The 18121-nt window shown below is 50.6% G+C and carries 19 protein-coding genes; 12 read left to right on the plus strand and 7 right to left on the minus strand.

The annotated features are described in order from the left end of the window. Positions 1-368 precede the first annotated feature (368 nt). Both mgtS and HV345_RS26690 read left to right on the plus strand, forming a co-directional pair. The gene (mgtS, locus tag HV345_RS12415) at positions 369-464 is read left to right on the plus strand and encodes a protein MgtS (RefSeq protein WP_003032406.1); all 96 of its coding nucleotides are present in this window, start codon (positions 369-371) and stop codon (positions 462-464) included. 418 nt (positions 465-882) lie between these two features. Next, a complete protein-coding gene (locus HV345_RS26690) occupies positions 883-1032 on the plus strand; it encodes a YnfU family zinc-binding protein (RefSeq protein WP_367397983.1) in 150 nt (49 codons plus the stop codon). Between the two features lie 166 nt (positions 1033-1198). On the opposite strand, the gene dcp is transcribed toward HV345_RS26690, so the two are convergent. Further along, positions 1199-3244: a peptidyl-dipeptidase Dcp gene (dcp, locus tag HV345_RS12420; RefSeq protein ID WP_181635615.1), complete on the minus strand. Its 2046-nt coding sequence runs from the start codon at positions 3242-3244 to the stop codon at positions 1199-1201. 137 nt (positions 3245-3381) lie between these two features. Between dcp and ydfG the strand changes: the two genes are divergently transcribed. From ydfG to ydfZ, 3 genes are all read left to right on the plus strand, one after another. Further along, a complete protein-coding gene (ydfG, locus tag HV345_RS12425) occupies positions 3382-4128 on the plus strand; it encodes a bifunctional NADP-dependent 3-hydroxy acid dehydrogenase/3-hydroxypropionate dehydrogenase YdfG (RefSeq protein WP_131345729.1) in 747 nt (248 codons plus the stop codon). A gap of 86 nt (positions 4129-4214) precedes the next feature. After that, on the plus strand, positions 4215-4901 hold the full coding sequence (locus HV345_RS12430; protein ID WP_181599258.1) for a GntR family transcriptional regulator: 687 nt from the start codon (positions 4215-4217) through the stop codon (positions 4899-4901). 178 nt (positions 4902-5079) lie between these two features. Then, positions 5080-5283: a putative selenium delivery protein YdfZ gene (gene ydfZ / locus HV345_RS12435; protein ID WP_003032393.1), complete on the plus strand. Its 204-nt coding sequence runs from the start codon at positions 5080-5082 to the stop codon at positions 5281-5283. Between the two features lie 74 nt (positions 5284-5357). Here ydfZ and HV345_RS12440 read toward each other — a convergent pair whose 3' ends face one another. From HV345_RS12440 to HV345_RS12460, 5 genes are all read right to left on the minus strand, one after another. Then, entirely contained in the window at positions 5358-6824 is a 1467-nt protein-coding gene (locus HV345_RS12440) for a mannitol dehydrogenase family protein (protein WP_181635616.1), read from the minus strand. Between the two features lie 165 nt (positions 6825-6989). Next, positions 6990-8369: an MFS transporter gene (locus HV345_RS12445; RefSeq protein ID WP_181635617.1), complete on the minus strand. Its 1380-nt coding sequence runs from the start codon at positions 8367-8369 to the stop codon at positions 6990-6992. A gap of 53 nt (positions 8370-8422) precedes the next feature. Continuing rightward, positions 8423-9442, minus strand: a complete 1020-nt coding sequence (locus HV345_RS12450) for a Zn-dependent oxidoreductase (RefSeq protein WP_131350735.1) — start codon at positions 9440-9442, stop codon at positions 8423-8425. A 13-nt stretch (positions 9443-9455) separates the two neighbouring features. Then, the gene (gene rspA / locus HV345_RS12455; protein ID WP_016153056.1) at positions 9456-10670 is read right to left on the minus strand and encodes a starvation-sensing protein RspA; all 1215 of its coding nucleotides are present in this window, start codon (positions 10668-10670) and stop codon (positions 9456-9458) included. Positions 10671-10777: 107 nt separating this feature from the next. Beyond that, the gene (locus HV345_RS12460; protein ID WP_016153055.1) at positions 10778-11104 is read right to left on the minus strand and encodes a YnfA family protein; all 327 of its coding nucleotides are present in this window, start codon (positions 11102-11104) and stop codon (positions 10778-10780) included. Positions 11105-11257: 153 nt separating this feature from the next. Here HV345_RS12460 and HV345_RS12465 point away from each other — a divergent pair, with 153 nt between their 5' ends. Both HV345_RS12465 and speG read left to right on the plus strand, forming a co-directional pair. After that, positions 11258-11599 (plus strand): DUF1283 family protein, encoded by a 342-nt coding sequence (locus HV345_RS12465; RefSeq protein WP_016153054.1) that lies wholly within the window; start codon positions 11258-11260, stop codon positions 11597-11599. A 35-nt stretch (positions 11600-11634) separates the two neighbouring features. Next, entirely contained in the window at positions 11635-12195 is a 561-nt protein-coding gene (speG, locus tag HV345_RS12470) for a spermidine N1-acetyltransferase (protein WP_006684613.1), read from the plus strand. Positions 12196-12202: 7 nt separating this feature from the next. Here the strand turns inward: speG and HV345_RS12475 are convergent, their stop codons facing one another. Continuing rightward, positions 12203-12913 (minus strand): YnfC family lipoprotein, encoded by a 711-nt coding sequence (locus tag HV345_RS12475; RefSeq protein ID WP_029139534.1) that lies wholly within the window; start codon positions 12911-12913, stop codon positions 12203-12205. 102 nt (positions 12914-13015) lie between these two features. On the opposite strand from HV345_RS12475, the gene HV345_RS12480 reads away from it, so the two are divergent. From HV345_RS12480 to dmsD, 5 genes are all read left to right on the plus strand, one after another. Then, positions 13016-13324, plus strand: coding sequence for a DUF1161 domain-containing protein (locus tag HV345_RS12480; RefSeq protein WP_085951053.1), 309 nt, complete (start codon positions 13016-13018; stop codon positions 13322-13324). A 148-nt stretch (positions 13325-13472) separates the two neighbouring features. Further along, positions 13473-15911 carry a selenate/tellurate reductase subunit YnfE gene (gene ynfE, locus HV345_RS12485; RefSeq protein WP_181635618.1) on the plus strand — a complete coding sequence of 813 codons (2439 nt, stop codon included), beginning with the start codon at positions 13473-13475 and terminating at the stop codon, positions 15909-15911. 10 nt (positions 15912-15921) lie between these two features. Continuing rightward, entirely contained in the window at positions 15922-16539 is a 618-nt protein-coding gene (locus tag HV345_RS12490) for a DMSO/selenate family reductase complex B subunit (protein WP_016153050.1), read from the plus strand. 1 nt (position 16540) lies between these two features. Then, positions 16541-17395: a dimethyl sulfoxide reductase anchor subunit family protein gene (locus HV345_RS12495; RefSeq protein ID WP_047417536.1), complete on the plus strand. Its 855-nt coding sequence runs from the start codon at positions 16541-16543 to the stop codon at positions 17393-17395. A gap of 42 nt (positions 17396-17437) precedes the next feature. Continuing rightward, positions 17438-18052, plus strand: a complete 615-nt coding sequence (gene dmsD / locus HV345_RS12500) for a Tat proofreading chaperone DmsD (RefSeq protein ID WP_016153048.1) — start codon at positions 17438-17440, stop codon at positions 18050-18052. Positions 18053-18121 lie beyond the last annotated feature (69 nt).

The following is an 18121-nucleotide window of genomic DNA, read 5'->3' on the forward strand; positions in this document are numbered from 1 at the left end:
CATATAAAATCAATGAATTAGAGTTTTAGGCACAAAAATCAGTATTAATTTTTGCCGCCAGAAGGATTAATCGCGTGAAACATTGAACCACAATGAGACAACTCTGCATTATAAACGTGCAACAATCTGTGTCTGTCACACACGGTCATAACGGCGCGCCCCGGTATAAAAACATGGTTATTTGTTCGCAGATAACCGAGCCTTGTCACTATTATTTATTTTTCCCGACGTAATCACGTCAAAATTTTACTTTTCCGCCGAAATAATCACACAGTTCAGCCTTTGTTTAAGATTGAATTGCTACTATAGTCATAAGCGAGGTGAACTTAAGGTAAGAGAGGAAACTCACAAATAAAGGAGCATTTACTATGCTGGGTAATATGAATATTTTTATGGCTGTTCTGGGAATTATTTTATTTTCCGGTTTCCTGGCCGCGTATTTTAGCCACAGATGGGATGATTGATGAACGGAGATAGTCCTGAACCGACCCCTTGCTGCGTAGCTGCACAAGGGGCCATTTTTTTACCTGAATTCCCCCTCCCGGCACCTTTTCCCTGATGTACAGATAAAAAAAACCGCCGGATAAACCAGCGGTAAATGCTTGCATGGATAGATTTGTGTTTTGCTTTTATACGCTACCTGGCAATTCCCTGCGAAGATAACGGATAGTTGGCTAATCTATCATCGACAACCCCAATGAACGTTAAACGAAACGTAACTACCTTCTATAAGACATGTTGGCCGCTAATGAGATTCTTGCAAACCGTACAGTAATCCATGTTATCGCAATGGTTATAAAATGAGCTATTTATTGCTTCATAGTGTATGGTAAGCACCCCATCACAAGGACAATCAATATGTCGATACTCAAAGATATTAAGATGCGTACTTTACGACCAGTGAAAAGTACCTGTCCTCACTGCTGCCGCCAGTCAATGCACAGCCTGTCGAGAATAAAAAACAACATAACGTTAGTCTGCCCCAACTGCGGCAATACCTACCTTCCTTCCCAAAGCAAACCAGTCAAGTAACGTAAGAACAGGAAAACAATGCCGACCTTTCACCAGCAGCACTCCCTACCCGAGCGTCTCTATGAGATGCAAGGCATCAATACCCAACAACGATTCATTTTGCTGAAGAAAAAATCCAGCTAACAACCGGGCACCACGCCCGGTTTAATTTTCTGGCTGACCTGTCTTAAGCGCTCAAACCACGATGTTCCAGCATGGGTTCCATGCGCGGTTCACGCCCGCTCCACTGGCGATAAAGTTCAGTTAAATCAGTGCTGTTTCCGCGGGACAAAATTGCTTCGCGGAATTTTTGTCCGTTTTCACGGGTTAATCCGCCCTGCTCTACGAACCACTGGTAGCCGTCATCGGCCAGCATTTGCGTCCACAGATAGGCATAATAACCTGCGGCATAACCGCCACCGAAGATATGGGCAAAATAACTGCTGCGATAACGTGGCGGCACGGCCTTGAGATCCAAACCTTCCGCCGCCAGCGCCTGCTGTTCAAATTGATCGACCGGATGAGATGACTCGCTCAACTCCAGAGAGTGCCAGCGCATATCCAGCAATGCAGCGCTGAGCAGTTCGGTCATGTCGTAACCTTTGTTAAACAGACTGGCCCGCTGCATTTTATCCCGCAATGCCTGCGTCATTTGCTCCCCGGTATCAACATGTCGGGCAAAACGGGCAAAGACCTGAGGATGGCTCGCCCAGTGTTCGTTGATCTGTGAAGGAAACTCGACAAAATCACGCGGAGTGTTGGTTCCAGAAAGCGTGGCATAACGCTGAGTGGCGAACAGACCGTGCAATGTATGTCCAAATTCATGAAATAGCGTAATAACATCATCCCACAGCAGCAATGCAGGCTGATCCTGTGCTGGTTTTTGATAATTACAGACGTTGTAAATAACCGGTCTGGTTTCGTTAAGCAGCGATTGCTCAACAAAATTGCCCATCCAGGCTCCGCCGCTTTTTGATTCCCGGGCAAAGAAATCACCGTAAAATAGCGCCAACCCTACGCCATCATGATCGAATATTTCCCATACCCGAACATCCGTGTGATAAACCGGAATGTCGAATCGCTCAACGAATTTGATGCCAAAGAGTTGATTGGCCGTCCAGAAAACACCCTCGTTCAGCACCGAATCAAGGGCAAAGTAAGGTTTGAGCTGTGCCTCATCAAGGTCATATTTCTCACGACGGACCTGCTCGGCATAAAACGACCAGTCCCAGGCCTCGGCGCTAAACGACTCGTGTTCTTGAAAGATAACGTTCTGGATTTCAGCCTGCTCATCCAACGCCCGCGCCCGCGCGGCTGGAACAATAGATCGCATAAATGTCAGTGCCGCTTCCGGCGTTTTTGCCATCTGGTCGGCAATTTTCCAGGCTGCGTAATTGGCAAAACCAAGCAGTTGCGCCTGCTGCATCCGGATTGCTACCAGTCGCTGAATAATAGCTCGCGTGTCGTTGCCATCATCATTTTCAGCCCGCGTCCATGCGCGGGTGAACAGTTTTTCGCGGGTCTGACGATCGCGTAAAACCGCAAGCGCCGGTTGCTGTGTTGTGTTTAATAGCGGGATAACCCAACGCGCTTCAAGCCCTTTCGCCCTTGCAGCTTCGGCGGCAATGGCAATTTCTTCTGTGCTCAGCCCCTCCAGCTGCCGGATATCATCCACCACCATAGCACCTGACGTGTTGGCTGCCAGCAACCGTTGATTGAACTGGCTGGTCAGCGTGGCTGACTCCGTATTGAGCGCTTTAAGTTTGGCTTTATCGGTCTCGTTCAGACGGGCGCCGGCCATTACAAAACGCTGATACACAACATCCAGCAGACGTATTGATTCGCTATCCAGACTTAGCGTACCACGCCGTTGCCAGACAGCTTCGACACGGGCGAAAAGCGCGCCATTGAGATAAATATCATTGGCAAGGTTCGCCAGCTCTGCGGAAAACTCTTCGTCAAGGCGCTGTAGTTCATCGTTGGTGTGCGCCGCCGTCATCGCGAAGAAAACGCTGGTCACACGCGTGAGCAGCCCCCCGCTTTGTTCAAGCGCCAGCAACGTATTAGCAAAATCAGGAACCTGTGAGTTTTGCACAATAGCGTCGATCTCGGCGCGTTTTTGCCGCACGCCTTCATCAAACGCTGGACGATAATGCTGCACGTCGATTTGATCAAACTGCGGTGCCTGATACGGCAATGTGCTGTGATGTAAAAATGGATTCGTTAACGACATCTTTCACTCCTGAAAACGATTTGTTTACCAGAGTAGACTTCCCGGTAATCGACCGCAATCGCGTTAAGCAGGAATAGCTCTGAACGGAAATGACGTGCTATGGTAGTACTACATAAAAAGCGTTGAGGAACAGTGAGATGATCGTTTTAGTAACCGGAGCAACCGCAGGTTTTGGTGAGTGCATTACGCGTCGTTTTATTGAGAATGGGCATAAAGTTATTGCCACCGGACGCCGCCAGGAGCGCCTGCAGGAACTCAAAGATGAGCTGGGTGACCGCCTCTATACCGCGCAACTGGACGTACGTAATCGTGCATCAATTGAAGAGATGCTGGACGCCTTACCCGCTGAATGGCGCGATATTGATGTTCTGGTCAACAACGCGGGACTGGCGCTGGGCCTTGAGCCAGCCCACAAGGCCAGCGTTGAAGACTGGGAAAATATGATCGACACCAACAACAAAGGCCTGGTTTATATGACCCGTGCCGTTCTGCCAGGCATGGTTGAGCGCAACCGCGGTCATATTATCAATATCGGTTCTACCGCGGGCAGTTGGCCATACGCTGGTGGGAACGTCTACGGTGCGACCAAAGCGTTTGTTCGCCAGTTTAGCCTGAATTTACGTACTGACTTACACGGCACTGCGATTCGCGTTACCGACATTGAACCGGGTCTGGTTGGCGGTACGGAATTCTCTAACGTACGTTTCAAAGGCGATGACGCTAAAGCTGAAAAAGCCTACGAAAATACCACTGCGCTGACCCCGCAAGATGTTACAGAAGCGGTATGGTGGGTGGCGTCCTTACCCGCTCATGTCAACATTAACACCCTTGAAATGATGCCTGTCACACAGTCTTTTGCCGGACTGAGTATTCATCGGAGCTAATTTCTCTGCCCGGCCTTGCGCCGGGTATAGATAGCCTGAAATAAGTGATAAGATCTCCGGGTTAACTCTCTAAAAAGTAAGAATGAATGACCGTAGAAACGCAGCTCAACCCTACACAACCGGTAAATCAACAGATTTACCGTATTCTTCGTCGTGATATCGTGCACTGTCTGATTGCACCCGGTACGCCGCTGTCGGAGAAAGAGGTTTCCATACGCTTTAATGTGTCACGCCAGCCGGTACGAGAAGCATTCATCAAACTGGCAGAGAACGGTCTGATTCAGATCCGCCCGCAGCGTGGCAGCTACGTAAACAAAATTTCGCTGTCGCAGGTGCAGAACGGCTGTTTTGTTCGCCAGGCAATTGAATGTGCCGTGGTCCGCCGCGCCGCATCACTGATCACCGATAAACAGTGCTATCAGCTCGAACAAAATCTGCATCAGCAACGCATCGCGATTGATCGAAAACAAATCAATGATTTCTTCCAGCTAGATGACGAATTTCATCAGAAACTGGCTTTAATCGCCGAGTGCCAGCTCGCCTGGGACACCGTTGAGAATATTAAGGCCACGATTGACCGCGTTCGCTATATGAGCCTGGATCATATCTCTCCGCCTGAAATGCTGCTGCGTCAGCATCACGATATTTTTACCGCACTTGAGAAACATGATGGCGATGCCGTAGAGCGCGCAATGATGCTGCATCTCCAGGAAATTGGTGAGTCCGTTCAGCTAATCCGTCAGGAAAATAGCGACTGGTTCAGCGAAGATTAATATTACGCTCACCTCACACCGAGGTGAGTTTCTCCTCTCCCGCACATCTGCATAAAAAAAGCTGTGATTTTGATCGAAAACAAAAAAAATCATTAACGAGAAGCGTATTTATATTGCGCCCGTTACGTGGGACTAGAGCCCACGGGCTTTGACGGTAAGTTGGAAAGGAGAAAACACCATGAAAACATACGATCGTAACCGTAACGCAATCACCACTGGCAGCCGCGTCATGATTAGCGACACCGGACTTACAGGCCGCATTACAGCGATAGATACCGATGGCCTGACCGCGGAGCAAATTCGCCGCGGGAAAACAGTGGAAATCGAAGGGTGTGAAGGTAAATATGCCCCCCTCGAACTGATTCGTTTGGGCATGAACTAATTGGTGTGAATGCCAGAAAACAATGCGCCATCTGGCCCGTTTATAGCCAGATGGCGACTTAAATGATGTTCTCGTTACTTCAGTTTTGCTGCATACTTCGCAACGGTTGCTTTCGCCCCTTCAGCCAGTAAAGCAAGATAGGCTTGTGTGACCTGATTCTTGAACAATTCTACCTGCGGCAGTTCACGACCAAAAATAGCATCGATCGCCAGCAGCGCCTGGGCACGATCTTCGCCCTCGTTACTGCTATGCACCGCTTTCTGGATCACCGGTAACAGCGGATCGCTGATTTCAATCGCCTGGCCCTGATCATCCACACCGCCGACGTAACGCATCCAGCCAGCCACGCCCAGCGCCAGCTGTTCAAAGTGGCTACCGTGCACAATGTGCCAGCGAATGGAGTCCAGCATACGCTGCGGCAGTTTTTGACTGCCGTCCATCGCGATCTGCCAGGTGCGATGACGCAGTGCCGGGTTGCTGTAGCGCTCAATTAACAGATCGGCATAGTGCGGAAGATCCACTCCTTTCACTTTTAACGTGGGCGCTTGTTCCTGCAACATCAGCGCGCGCGCGGCGAGGCGATAATTTTCATCGCCCATGCAATCGTTAATGTGCTGATATCCCGCCAGATACCCCAGATAAGCAAGGAAAGAGTGGCTGCCGTTGAGCATACGCAGTTTCATCTCTTCAAACGGAATGACATCAGCAACCAGCTCCGCTCCCGCCTTCTCCCATTCAGGGCGGCCAGCGACAAAGTTATCTTCTATAACCCACTGACGGAACGGTTCACATGCCACGCCTGCCGGGTCGCGTACGCCGGTAATGTGTTCAATTTTGTCCAGCGTATCCTGGGTAACTGCAGGGACAATGCGGTCAACCATTGTCGACGGGAATGTGACATGTTGTTCGATCCACGCAGCCAGTTCCGCATCCACCGCCCGGGCATACGCGGTGACAACATTGCGCATCACATGACCGTTTTCCGGCATGTTGTCGCAGGACATCACGGTAAAAGCGGGTAACCCCGCAGCTTTGCGGCGTGCAAGCGCCTCAACCACAACGCCTGGCGCAGTTTTTGGCTGTTTTGGATTTTGTAGATCGGCGGCAATCATCGGGTTGTCTAACATCAATTGACCGGTCGCCGGAGAATGGCAATACCCTTTCTCGGTAATGGTCAGGGAAACAATCGCAACCTGCGGTTCACTCATCGCAGCCAGTACGCTTTCCAGACCATCAACCTGCGCATGCAGCGCATTTTTCACCACGCCCACGACTCTTGCAGTCCATGCATCCGCAGACATTTCTGCAACGGTATACAGGTTATCTTGCTGTTTCAGATCGGCAATCTGCTGCTCGCCGCCAATCAGGTTCACTTCGCAATAGCCCCAGTCACTGCCGTGATCTGCAGCGAGAATGTCAGCGTAAACCCCCTGATGTGCGCGGTGAAATGCGCCAAACCCCAGATGAACAATACGCGGGACCAGTTTTGTACGATCGTAGTCGGGAAGTGCAGCCTTTGCCGTTAAGAGCTTGTTTTGCATGGTATGACCTACTTATCAATGAAATCAGGATTGATTCAGAGTAACGCCTGTATGGTTGTATGTTTTGATTTGCATTAAGCTTTTAATGATTGGTATGACATCACTTAAAGCTGTGTACCAGCATAAACGGAGAACGAGCGCCTCCGTTCATGCTGCGGCTGTGGATTAGCTTGTCTGGGTCGCTGAACAACGCATCTTATCGGCTTTACTCACCTCAGCAGCATCCTCAAGCGCACTCAGATCGCGGTCTTTCACCTCTGGCATCAGCAGCGCGGAAAACAAACCGATCAGTGAGTAGGCAATGACCATCACCAGAATTGGCCACCAGGAGTTAGTCATGTTACAGAAGATACCAGCCAGAACCGGACCAAAACCAACGGCAACCAGCCCACCCGCCTCTTTTGAAATCGCCATGCGTGTGAATCGGTTACGGGCACCGAACATTTCAGCCATGGTAATATTTTCGAGAGCAAATAATCCCAATACGGCAAAGTTATGAATAACAATCAGTGCCGTCATAATAACGCCCGGACTATACGTTTTATCCACGACGATTGAGAGCATTGGGTAAGCCAGAATAATTGCCGAAATATTCAGAATAATATAAGGCAACCGGCGACCAAACTTATCAGACAACCAACCGAGCAGCGGTATCGTAATAAATCCTAGTACCGAACTAATCATTAAAGCATCGGTGGGTATTGATTTATCAAATAACAACGTCTGCACTAAATACCCAGCAAGGAAGGTTTGGATTAACCCAGAGTTACCCGCCTGTCCAAACCGTAAACCGGTTGCCAGCCAGAAGGATTTACTGGTAAACATCGCCCCTAGTGTATTTTCCGACGAATTATTTAATGCAGGAGAATTTTCCTCATCATTAACTTTCTCAAATACCGGACTTTCTTTGAGGTTCATACGTAACCAGATGGCAAAAATCATTACCACGACACTTGCCAGGAACGGAATTCGCCAGCCCCAGGCTAACAGTTCTTCCCGGTCAAGAGCAAAGAACATCACCGCCCAGATAGCAGTTGCACTAAGGGTTCCACAGTTTGTCCCCATGGCGACAAGCGAGGAAATGATGCCGCGTTTGCCTTTTGGCGCATACTCAGCAAGCATAGTCCCTGCGCCCGAGATTTCAGCCCCCGCGCCAAGCCCTTGTACGATACGCAGCGTCACCAGCAATACGGGAGCAAAGATACCGATTTGCGCATACGTTGGCAGTACGCCGATTAATGTTGTGCAGATCCCCATCATGGTGATGGTAATAAACAGCACCTTTTTACGCCCAATGTTGTCTCCCATTTTGCCAAATATAAATGCTCCAACGATACGAGCAATATATCCTGCACCATAGGTACCCATTGCTAAAATGAGCGCCATCGCTGCAGACTGTTCCGGGAAAAATATCTCATGGAATACCAGCGCGGCCCCCAGAGAATATAATTGGAAATCCATAAATTCGAGCGCAGTACCTAACCATCCGGATACGGCGGCTCTGACCAGATCCTTCGTTGATCTTTCGTGTTTTTCTTGATTCATATTGGCTATCTCTAAGAGGTAAGATGCGTACCACTTACTCGCAGTTATTTATATTATTCAGTGAATGTGAGTAAAACTTTGCAGCAGTGCTGCTGATCTTTCTCAAACAATTCAATTGCGTCGGTAACGTGGTGATAGTCAAAAGTATGGGTAATAAGTTGGTTAGGCTCGATTAGTCCGTTGACTAACCAATCAATAACAACCGGGAATTTGTTCGCATTTAATCTTGAGGAATAAATTGAAAGTTCTTTCCCGGTAATGCCTTGTTGAACAATCTGACAAGGATCGCTGGAGAAGCCCATCAGAACAATCCGCGCGGCTGGCGATGCCAGCGTGATAGCCTCCTGTAAAATAGATGGATGACAAGCTGCATCCACGATGATGGTCGGTTTTAGCCCTTTTTCCGTCAGGAAATCTTGCAACGATTGCTGACTATTATTGACTGCCCAGTCTGCACCGCACTGCTTCGCCATGCTAAGGCGTTCATCGATTCTGTCAGCAATCACCACTGTTTTTACTTTATAGACACGTTTAAGCGCCTGTACGGTGGTCAGTCCCATAGGACCCGCGCCATAAATCAGCGCAATATCGTTTTCTGTTGGATTTATTTGCCCGGTTACGTTTGCGGCGATGGTAAAAGGCTCAACCATAACGGCATGCTCATCAGGCACGGCATCGGGGATCGTCCAGGCATTTTTCTCTGGCACGACAGCGTACTCGCTAAAACCGCCATCGCGATGCACGCCCAGCACCACCAGCGATGTGCAAACGTTAGGTTTACCAATTGAACAGGGATAACAATGTCCGCAACTGATAACCGGATCAACGGATACTCGCTCGCCCATTCGCGAACGGTCAACACCTTCACCTACCGCATCAATCACGCCAAAAAACTCGTGGCCAATCACACGTGGGTATTTTGCAAATGGATTGTGTCCGCGATAAATATGGCTGTCAGAACCACAAATTCCCGCCAGTTTCACCCTAACCCTGACTTCGCCTGCAGAGGGTTCTGGTACCGGTAGCTCGGCAATATTCAGCGTATTCGGTTTTTCAATCACAATACTTTTCATAGCAAATCACTCCTTACCAGTTCCACAACGTGCCATCTTCCAGACGAGCAACAGGCAGATATGCAGGGTCATACGGATATTTCGCCGCCAGCTTTTCATCAAACTCGATCCCAAGACCTGGTTTGTCTCCAGGATGCATATAGCCGTTATCAAAGGTCCAGTTGTGCGGGAACACTTCCAACATTTGCTCGGAATACCCCATATATTCCTGTACGCCGAAGTTCGGCACCCACAGATCAAAGTGCAACGCGGCGGCCATGCATACTGGGGACAGATCGGAAGGTCCATGCGAACCGGTACGTACCTGATACAGCGACGCGAAATCGGCAATTCGACGCATGCCAGTGATACCGCCCGCATGGGTGATGGTGGTGCGGATATAGTCGATCAGTTGCTCTTCGATAAGCTGTTTGCAGTCCCAGATGCTGTTGAAAACTTCCCCTACCGCAATCGGCGTGACCGTATGCTGGCGGATCAGGCGGAAGCATTCCTGGTTTTCAGCCGGGGTTGGGTCTTCCATCCAGAACAGACGATATTGCTCGATGCTTTTGCCGAAACGGGCCGCTTCAATTGGCGTCAGACGGTGGTGCATATCGTGCAGAAGATGTTCGTTGAAACCAAACTTGTCGCGCACGGCTTCAAACAGTGTTGGTGTGAAATCGAGGTACTTCTCCGTTGACCATAACTGCTCTTCTGGCCACTGCCCTTTGGTGGCGGGTTCGTAGGCCAGTCCTTTGCCTTTAGACATACCGTAAGTGGTTTTCATACCCGGCACGCCGCACTGCACGCGAATTGCTTTAAAGCCCATCTCTTTATGGCGCGCATAATCTTCGAGTACGTCATCAACGGTATGGCCTGTGGTGTGACAGTAAACCATAACGCCTTCACGAGATGCACCGCCGAGCAGCTGGTACAACGGCATATTCGCCGCTTTCGCTTTGATGTCCCACAATGCCATATCCACCGCGGAAATCGCCGACATGGTGACCGGACCACGACGCCAGTACGCGCCTTTGTAGAAAAACTGCCAGATATCCTCAATTCGGTGCGCATCGCGACCAATCAGCTGCGGACAAACATGATCTTTCAGATAGGACGCTACGGATAACTCGCGTCCGTTTAACGTGGCATCTCCCAGCCCAGTGATCCCATCGTCTGTCGTAATTTTCAACGTGACAAAATTACGCCCCGGACAGGTGACAAACACTTCAGCCCCAACAATCTTCATCTCTTATTCCTTGCATTTGTTCTTGTGATGCAGGAAATTTACCCAACTGAGCTACTACCATACAAGTATGAAGATCAAAAAAGCACTGTTCGATCACAAAAAAGGCGCTATGCGCGCCCCCACCCAGCCACAATAATCAGCATGCCGCACAATGCCACCAGCGCGCCTGACCAGTCGTACAGGCTAAGTTTTACGCCGTCAACAATACGTAGCCAAAGCAACGCTGTCACCACGTAAACTCCACCATAGGCCGCGTACACACGCCCGCTTGCTGCCGGATGCAGCGTCAGTAACCAGACGAATAAGGCCAGTGACATCCCGGCGGGTATCAGCAGCCAAGCCGTAGCCCCTCGCTTAAGCCAGAGCCAGGGTAAAAAGCAGCCAATGATTTCGCATAACGCGGTGATGAAAAAAAGGAATGTGGTCTTAAGCATTGATGTTATTCAGTTACCTTCGGTTTAACCATGATACGACAGAATGTCGTTAGCGTATCCATCTCCGCTGAGTGGGTATGCCCGCAAGCCAGAATAGTGTAGAATTTAGCCCTGTTTTATTGTTTTTTCCCTTTCCCATAAAAGGAATTCACCATGAATATTACACTGACCAAACGCCTGTGCCTGACGGCTATGCTGACGCTGGCTGCGGCTGTGTACACCTCTTCCGCATTTGCTGAAACCAGTAAACTGATCATTGAATCCGGGGACAGTGCGCAAAGTCGTCAACAGGCAGCAATGGAAAAGGAACAATGGAACGATACGCGTCAGCTACGCCAGAAGGTCAACAAGCGTGCAGAGAAAGAGTGGGACAAAACCGACGCTGCTTTCGATAGCCGTGATAAGTGCGAACAGAGCGCTAATATTAATGCGTACTGGGAGCCCAACACCCTGCGCTGCCTCGACCGCCGCACTGGCCGCACCGTTGCCCCATAATGATTGCACTTTGAAAGATATTGAAAGGATACGATATGACTAGCGCCCTCAGTGTTAAGCTGCGCCCGCTGGAGCGTGAAGATTTACGATTTGTCCATCAGCTTGATAACAACGCCAGCGTAATGCGTTACTGGTTTGAAGAACCTTACGAAGCATTTGTGGAGCTGTCAGATCTGTATGACAAGCATATTCACGACCAAAGTGAACGTCGCTTTGTTGTGGAATGCGACGGTGAAAAAGCCGGACTGGTAGAGCTGGTTGAAATTAACCATGTGCACCGCCGGGCAGAATTCCAGATCATTATTTCGCCGGAATATCAGGGCAAAGGTTTGGCTTCCCGGGCTGCTAAGCTGGCGATGGATTACGGCTTTACCGTACTTAACTTATATAAGCTGTATCTGATCGTTGATAAAGAGAACGAAAAAGCCATCCACATCTACCGTAAACTCGGCTTTATGGTCGAAGGCGAACTGATTCATGAATTCTTTATCAACGGCCAATACCGCAACACAATCCGCATGTGTATCTTCCAGCAGCAGTATCTGGCAGAACATAAAACGTCAGGTCCTAACCTGCTGCAACCTACCGCTCAGTAAAGACTGACTAATAGTAATCGATGGTGTTTTCAATCGAGTAATGGTGTTCAACTGCCGGCTTCACGCTCTCGTCAACGATAACAAGCTGGCAGTTGACAGGATTAGCATAGTCATCATACTTGCACGTTTGTTTTACATTACCTAACGGATGGTTATTGAGCAGGCTTACCGCGGTGTAATCCAGCTTCTTCAACGGGTCAACCGACGGTTTGGCATCAACCTGCAAGGTATTGTCCTTATTGACGGTGGTTTTACCCAGCGGGTAACCTTCCGCATCATAGCGATATTGCACCTTCATCTCTTTTCCCGTGGCGGAAACGACAAAACCGTTATCGTCGGTATCCCATACCACGCCCGCCGCAGGCAGTTCTGCTAACTGACATTTACCCTGTAAGCGGATCCGTTTTTCCAGCGTTTTGGCGTCCCGGTAATAGTTAGCATCCAGGACCAGCGCCATGCCGGTATTGCTTTCAATATCATGCAATTCAAGCGTATCGAAGCACCCTTCCTGTGAGAGCGTACCGACAACGCGCTTGGTGACTTCACCTTTGTCATTAAGCAGCGTCTGGCTGAAATCTTTAACCGGCCCGCGCAGCGGATCGAAATCAAATTCATTGGAAAAACTGGCCATTTCCGGCGTAAAGGAATCCAGGCCTTTGGCGTTATCACACCCGGCCAGCACGACGCACAGGAAACCTAATAAGATCTTTTTCTTCACATTTTTCACCGGGATAAGAAGATAATTCTCAATCATATTAGCAAATACAGTTATTTACACCAGAAATGCTAATCTTAGTCCAGGTCGATCATAAAGGAGCTGATGATGAAATACATAACAGGAATTGCCGCGCTCTTACTGGCCGTCGCGTCCCCGCAGGTTTTGGCGGCACCGGCGTCATGTGAACGTGTGAAAAGTGATATCGAACAGCGCATCATTAATAATGGCGTTGCTGAATCCAGCTTTACGCTGAACATTGTCCCCAACGATCAGGCCGATCAGCCTGATTCACTGGTCGTGGGACATTGTGCAAACGATACGCACAAAATTCTCTATACCCGAACCAACAGTGGCAACGCCCCTGCCAATAGCACCCCTGCCCAGGACGGGCACGTCGCCGAACCGCAATAAATCACGCCCTCCGTACGCGGAGGGTCACTCCAGTTTGATATGCATTAAGATGACATACCCATAAGTGGGTAAACTCAAACCATTATTAGCATGCTATTAATTTCGTTATAGGAATTAATATATAGCGATAACTATAATGGGGTGAGTAATGTCAAAAACTGAGCAATATGGAGGCATTAGCCGCAGGACGTTAGTGAAATCCTCGGCAAACGGTTCGCTGGCGCTTGCCGCGGGTGGGCTGTCGTTACCTTTCGGAATGCGCACTGCCGCCGCAGCGGTACAGCAGGCGATACAACCCGTTGAAGAAAAAGTGGTTTGGGGCGCTTGTTCCGTAAACTGCGGCAGCCGTTGTGCCCTGCAACCCCACGTTAAAGATAATGAAGTCGTATGGGTGGAGTCCGATACGACCGGGAACGATATTTATGGTCAACACCAGGTTCGCGCCTGTTTGCGTGGCCGCTCAATCCGTCGACGGATCAATCATCCGGATCGCCTGAATTACCCCATGAAGCGCGTAGGCAAACGTGGTGAAGGTAAATTTGAGCGTATAACCTGGCAGGAAGCACTGGACACCATCAGTGCCAGTTTGAAAAATACCGTGCACAAATACGGTAACGAGGCCGTGTATATCAACTACACATCTGGCATTGTAGGCGGCAACATTACTCGCTCCTCCCCTTATGCCTCGCTGGTCGCTCGCCTGATGAACTGCTATGGCGGATTCCTGAGTCATTACGGCACCTACAGTACCGCACAAATCGCGGCGGCAATGCCTTATACCTATGGTTCAAACGAAGGCAACAGCACCTCCGATATCGAAAACACGAAGCTGGTGGTGATGTTCGGCAATAATCCCGCCGAAACGCGTATGAGCGGAGGTGGAATAACTTACTTCCTGGAACAGGCCAGGGAGCGCTCTAATGCCCGGATGATCGTCATCGACCCGCGTTATACCGATACCGCAGCGGGTCGTGAAGATGAATGGATCCCTATTCGTCCAGGCACCGATGCCGCATTAGTAGCCGGAATCGCCTGGGTCCTGATTCACGAAGATCTCGTTGACCAGACGTTTCTGGATACATACTGCATCGGTTACGACGAGAAAACCCTGCCCGCCGACGCACCCGCTAATGGGCACTACAAAGCCTATATTTTGGGCAACGGTGATGACGGTATCGCTAAAACTCCCCAGTGGGCCTCACATGTTACCGGGATCCCAGCCGAGCGCATTATCAAACTGGCTCGGGAAATCGGCAGTACAAAACCCGCATATATTTGTCAGGGCTGGGGTCCGCAACGCCAGGCTAACGGCGAGCTGACCTCACGCGCAATCGCGATGCTGCCGATCCTGACCGGCAACGTCGGCATCAACGGCGGCAATAGCGGTGCACGAGAATCAACCTACACCATCACGATTGAGCGTATGCCGCTGCCAGAAAATCCCATTAAGACCCAGATATCCTGCTTTAGCTGGACCGACGCAATCGTCCGGGGCCCGGAAATGACCGCTACCCGCGATGGCGTACGTGGGAAAGATAAGCTCGATGTGCCGATTAAATTTATCTGGAACTACGCGGGCAACACCATCACCAATCAGCACTCAGATATCAATAAAACGCATGAGATCCTTCAGGACGACACGAAATGCGAAATGATTGTGGTCATTGAAAACTTCATGACCTCTTCGGCCAAATATGCCGATATTCTGCTGCCTGATTTAATGACCGTCGAACAGGAAGACATCATTCCTAACGATTATGCAGGCAACATGGGTTACCTCATTTTTATTCAACCCGCGACGTCGCCTAAGTTCGAGCGCAAACCGATCTACTGGATAATGAGTGAAGTCGCAAAACGTCTTGGCGATGATGTCTATCAACGGTTTACTGAAGGCCGTACCCAGGAGCAGTGGCTTCAGTATCTGTATGCAAAAATGCTGGCTAAAGACCCCGCGCTCCCGACTTATGACGAGCTGAAAAAAATGGGGATCTATAAACGCAAAGATCCTAATGGGCACTTTGTCGCCTATAGAAAATTCCGCGAGGATCCACAGGCCAACCCGCTCAAAACGCCGTCTGGCAAGATTGAAATTTACTCCAGCCGACTGGCGAAAATTGCCAGTACATGGGAACTGCAAAAGGACGAGGTAATCAGTCCGCTTCCCGTTTATGCATCCACGTTTGAAGGGTGGGATGACCCGAAACGCAGTTCATACCCGCTGCAGATGTTTGGTTTCCACTACAAATCCCGCACCCACTCCAGCTACGGCAATATCGATGTTCTCCAGGCGTCCTGTCGTCAGGAAGTATGGATAAATCCCGTCGATGCCCAAAAACGGGGGATTGAAAATGGCGATATGGTGCGAGTCTTTAACGATCGCGGTGAACTGCGTATCCCAGCAAAAGTAACGCCACGAATTTTGCCCGGAGTAAGCGCAATGGGCCAGGGTGCATGGCACGATGCCGATATGGCTGGCGATAAGATTGACCATGGCGCCTGCGTCAATACGCTGACAACTCAGCGCCCGTCGCCGCTGGCAAAAGGCAACCCACAGCATACTAACCTGGTCGAGATCGAGAAGGCATAAGGACTAACCCATGACAACTCAGTATGGATTTTTTATTGATTCCAGCCGTTGCACGGGGTGTAAAACCTGCGAGCTGGCCTGCAAAGATTACAAGGATCTCACTCCCGACGTCAGTTTCCGGCGTATTTACGAATACGCTGGAGGCGACTGGCTGGAAGATAACGGCGTCTGGCAACAGAATGTCTTCGCCTATTACCTCTCCATTGCCTGTAACCACTGCGAAGATCCGGCCTGCACCAAGGTTTGCCCCAGCGGCGCTATGCATAAGCGTGAAGATGGTTTTGTGGTGGTGGATGAAGACATATGCATAGGCTGTCGCTACTGCCACATGGCCTGCCCGTACGGCGCACCGCAGTACAATGCCGCCAAAGGTCATATGACCAAGTGCGATGGCTGTCATGACCGCGTGGCCGACGGCAAAAAGCCCATCTGCGTCGAGTCCTGTCCGCTGCGCGCGCTGGACTTTGGTCCAATTGATGAGCTGCGCAAAAAGCACGGTGAACTGGCGGCGGTCGCTCCGCTGCCAGGTGCGCACTTCACCAAACCGAACATTGTGATCAAACCCAACGCCAATAGCCGCCCGACCGGGGATACCACGGGTTATCTGGCGAATCCGCAGGAGGTGTAACATGGGCAATGGATGGCATGAATGGCCGCTGGTCCTGTTTACGGTGCTGGGCCAGTGCGTGGCCGGGGCGCTGATAGTGAGTGGTTATGGCTGGCTGACCGCTAAAGACGAGGTGGCAAAACAACGTATCGTGCGCAGCATGTTTTTTCTGTGGCTGGTAATGGGCATCGCCTTTCTCGCCTCGGTAATGCACCTGGGTTCGCCACTGCGCGCCTTTAACTCGCTGAATAGAGTTGGCGCATCTGCGCTGAGTAACGAAATCGCCAGTGGTTCACTGTTTTTCGCCGTCGGTGGCCTGTGGTGGCTGGTGGCGTTTCTCGGTAAAATGCCCGCAGCGTTAGGTAAAATCTGGCTGCTGGTGGGCATGCTGCTGGGTCTGGTATTTGTGCTGGCGATGACCAGCGTCTACCAGATAGACACTGTCCCGACCTGGTATAACGGCTACACTACGGTGGCATTTTTTATGACGATGTTGCTAAGCGGACCGCTGTTTGCCGCCCTGCTACTGCGTGCTGCGGGTGTTTCCTCTGGCACCGCCAGATTCGCCTACGTGAGCGTTTTGGCCCTACTGGTGATCGTGGCGGTTATTGTTCTGCAGGGACTGTCGCTCGGCGGGATCCACAGTTCGGTACAATCCGCCAGCGCGCTGGTTCCCGACTACGGAAGCTTACAGGTCTGGCGCATCATTCTGCTGGCCGCCGGTCTGGGCTGCTGGATATGCCCGCTGATCCGTCGTAAAGCACCATCCGTCGGCGGCCTGGCGCTGGGCTTAGTGTTAGTCCTCGCCGGTGAAATCATTGGCCGCGGATTGTTTTACGGTTTACATATGACAGTCGGAATGGCTGTTGCAGGTTAACTTTCGGGTGCGGGGCAACCCGCACTGTTCAGGATTGTTTGCATGACCCATTTTTCGCAAGGTGACAACTTTTCTACCGCGGCGCGTGTACTCGGCGCACTGTTTTACTATGCGCCAGATAGCGCGGAAGCCTCTGCATTAGTCAGTGCGTTAAGAGCCGATGGCTGGCAGGCGCAGTGGCCGCTCGATCAGGCAATGCTTTTCCCGCTGGCTGCACGGCTACAAGCCGAGGTCGATGAGCCTCTCCCGCAGGCCTGGCAACGCCTGTTTGTCGGTCCATATGCGCTGCCCTCTCCGCCCTGGGGATCTGTCTGGCTGGATCGTGAAAACGTGTTGTTTGGCGACTCTACGCTGGCACTTCGTCAGTGGATGCGGGACAACGGCATCCAGTTTGCCATGCAGCAAAATGAGCCAGAAGATCACTTTGGTTCACTGCTGTTGCTGACGGCCTGGCTTGCTGAAAATGAACGCCACACCGAGTGCGAACAACTACTGGCCTGGCATCTGTTCCCGTGGTCATCCCGCTTCCTTGATGTGTTTATCGAAAAAGCTGATCACCCGTTTTACCAGGCGCTGGGGGAGCTGGCCCGTCTGACGCTGGCGCAATGGCAGTCGCAGTTACTGATCCCGATAGCCGATAAGCCACTTTTCCGTTAGTTTCATCACAGGCAGGATGTGTCCTGCCTGTGTAGCATCCTGTTGCGCACGCTGAGCTTTTGCTTCTGT

The sequence above is a fragment of the Citrobacter sp. RHBSTW-00986 genome, assembly GCF_013783065.1.
Classification (GTDB): domain Bacteria; phylum Pseudomonadota; class Gammaproteobacteria; order Enterobacterales; family Enterobacteriaceae; genus Citrobacter; species Citrobacter braakii.

What these genes read in the sequence shown, in the direction of transcription:
- mgtS (WP_003032406.1), top strand. Translation starts at nt 369, where the DNA reads ATGCTGGGTAATATGAATATTTTTATGGCTGTTCTGGGAATTATTTTA.
- HV345_RS26690 (WP_367397983.1), top strand. Translation starts at nt 883, where the DNA reads ATGCGTACTTTACGACCAGTGAAAAGTACCTGTCCTCACTGCTGCCGC.
- dcp (WP_181635615.1), bottom strand. Translation starts at nt 3,244, where the DNA reads ATGTCGTTAACGAATCCATTTTTACATCACAGCACATTGCCGTATCAG.
- ydfG (WP_131345729.1), top strand. Translation starts at nt 3,382, where the DNA reads ATGATCGTTTTAGTAACCGGAGCAACCGCAGGTTTTGGTGAGTGCATT.
- HV345_RS12430 (WP_181599258.1), top strand. Translation starts at nt 4,215, where the DNA reads ATGACCGTAGAAACGCAGCTCAACCCTACACAACCGGTAAATCAACAG.
- ydfZ (WP_003032393.1), top strand. Translation starts at nt 5,080, where the DNA reads ATGAAAACATACGATCGTAACCGTAACGCAATCACCACTGGCAGCCGC.
- HV345_RS12440 (WP_181635616.1), bottom strand. Translation starts at nt 6,824, where the DNA reads ATGCAAAACAAGCTCTTAACGGCAAAGGCTGCACTTCCCGACTACGAT.
- HV345_RS12445 (WP_181635617.1), bottom strand. Translation starts at nt 8,369, where the DNA reads ATGAATCAAGAAAAACACGAAAGATCAACGAAGGATCTGGTCAGAGCC.
- HV345_RS12450 (WP_131350735.1), bottom strand. Translation starts at nt 9,442, where the DNA reads ATGAAAAGTATTGTGATTGAAAAACCGAATACGCTGAATATTGCCGAG.
- rspA (WP_016153056.1), bottom strand. Translation starts at nt 10,670, where the DNA reads ATGAAGATTGTTGGGGCTGAAGTGTTTGTCACCTGTCCGGGGCGTAAT.
- HV345_RS12460 (WP_016153055.1), bottom strand. Translation starts at nt 11,104, where the DNA reads ATGCTTAAGACCACATTCCTTTTTTTCATCACCGCGTTATGCGAAATC.
- HV345_RS12465 (WP_016153054.1), top strand. Translation starts at nt 11,258, where the DNA reads ATGAATATTACACTGACCAAACGCCTGTGCCTGACGGCTATGCTGACG.
- speG (WP_006684613.1), top strand. Translation starts at nt 11,635, where the DNA reads ATGACTAGCGCCCTCAGTGTTAAGCTGCGCCCGCTGGAGCGTGAAGAT.
- HV345_RS12480 (WP_085951053.1), top strand. Translation starts at nt 13,016, where the DNA reads ATGATGAAATACATAACAGGAATTGCCGCGCTCTTACTGGCCGTCGCG.
- ynfE (WP_181635618.1), top strand. Translation starts at nt 13,473, where the DNA reads ATGTCAAAAACTGAGCAATATGGAGGCATTAGCCGCAGGACGTTAGTG.
- HV345_RS12490 (WP_016153050.1), top strand. Translation starts at nt 15,922, where the DNA reads ATGACAACTCAGTATGGATTTTTTATTGATTCCAGCCGTTGCACGGGG.
- HV345_RS12495 (WP_047417536.1), top strand. Translation starts at nt 16,541, where the DNA reads ATGGGCAATGGATGGCATGAATGGCCGCTGGTCCTGTTTACGGTGCTG.
- dmsD (WP_016153048.1), top strand. Translation starts at nt 17,438, where the DNA reads ATGACCCATTTTTCGCAAGGTGACAACTTTTCTACCGCGGCGCGTGTA.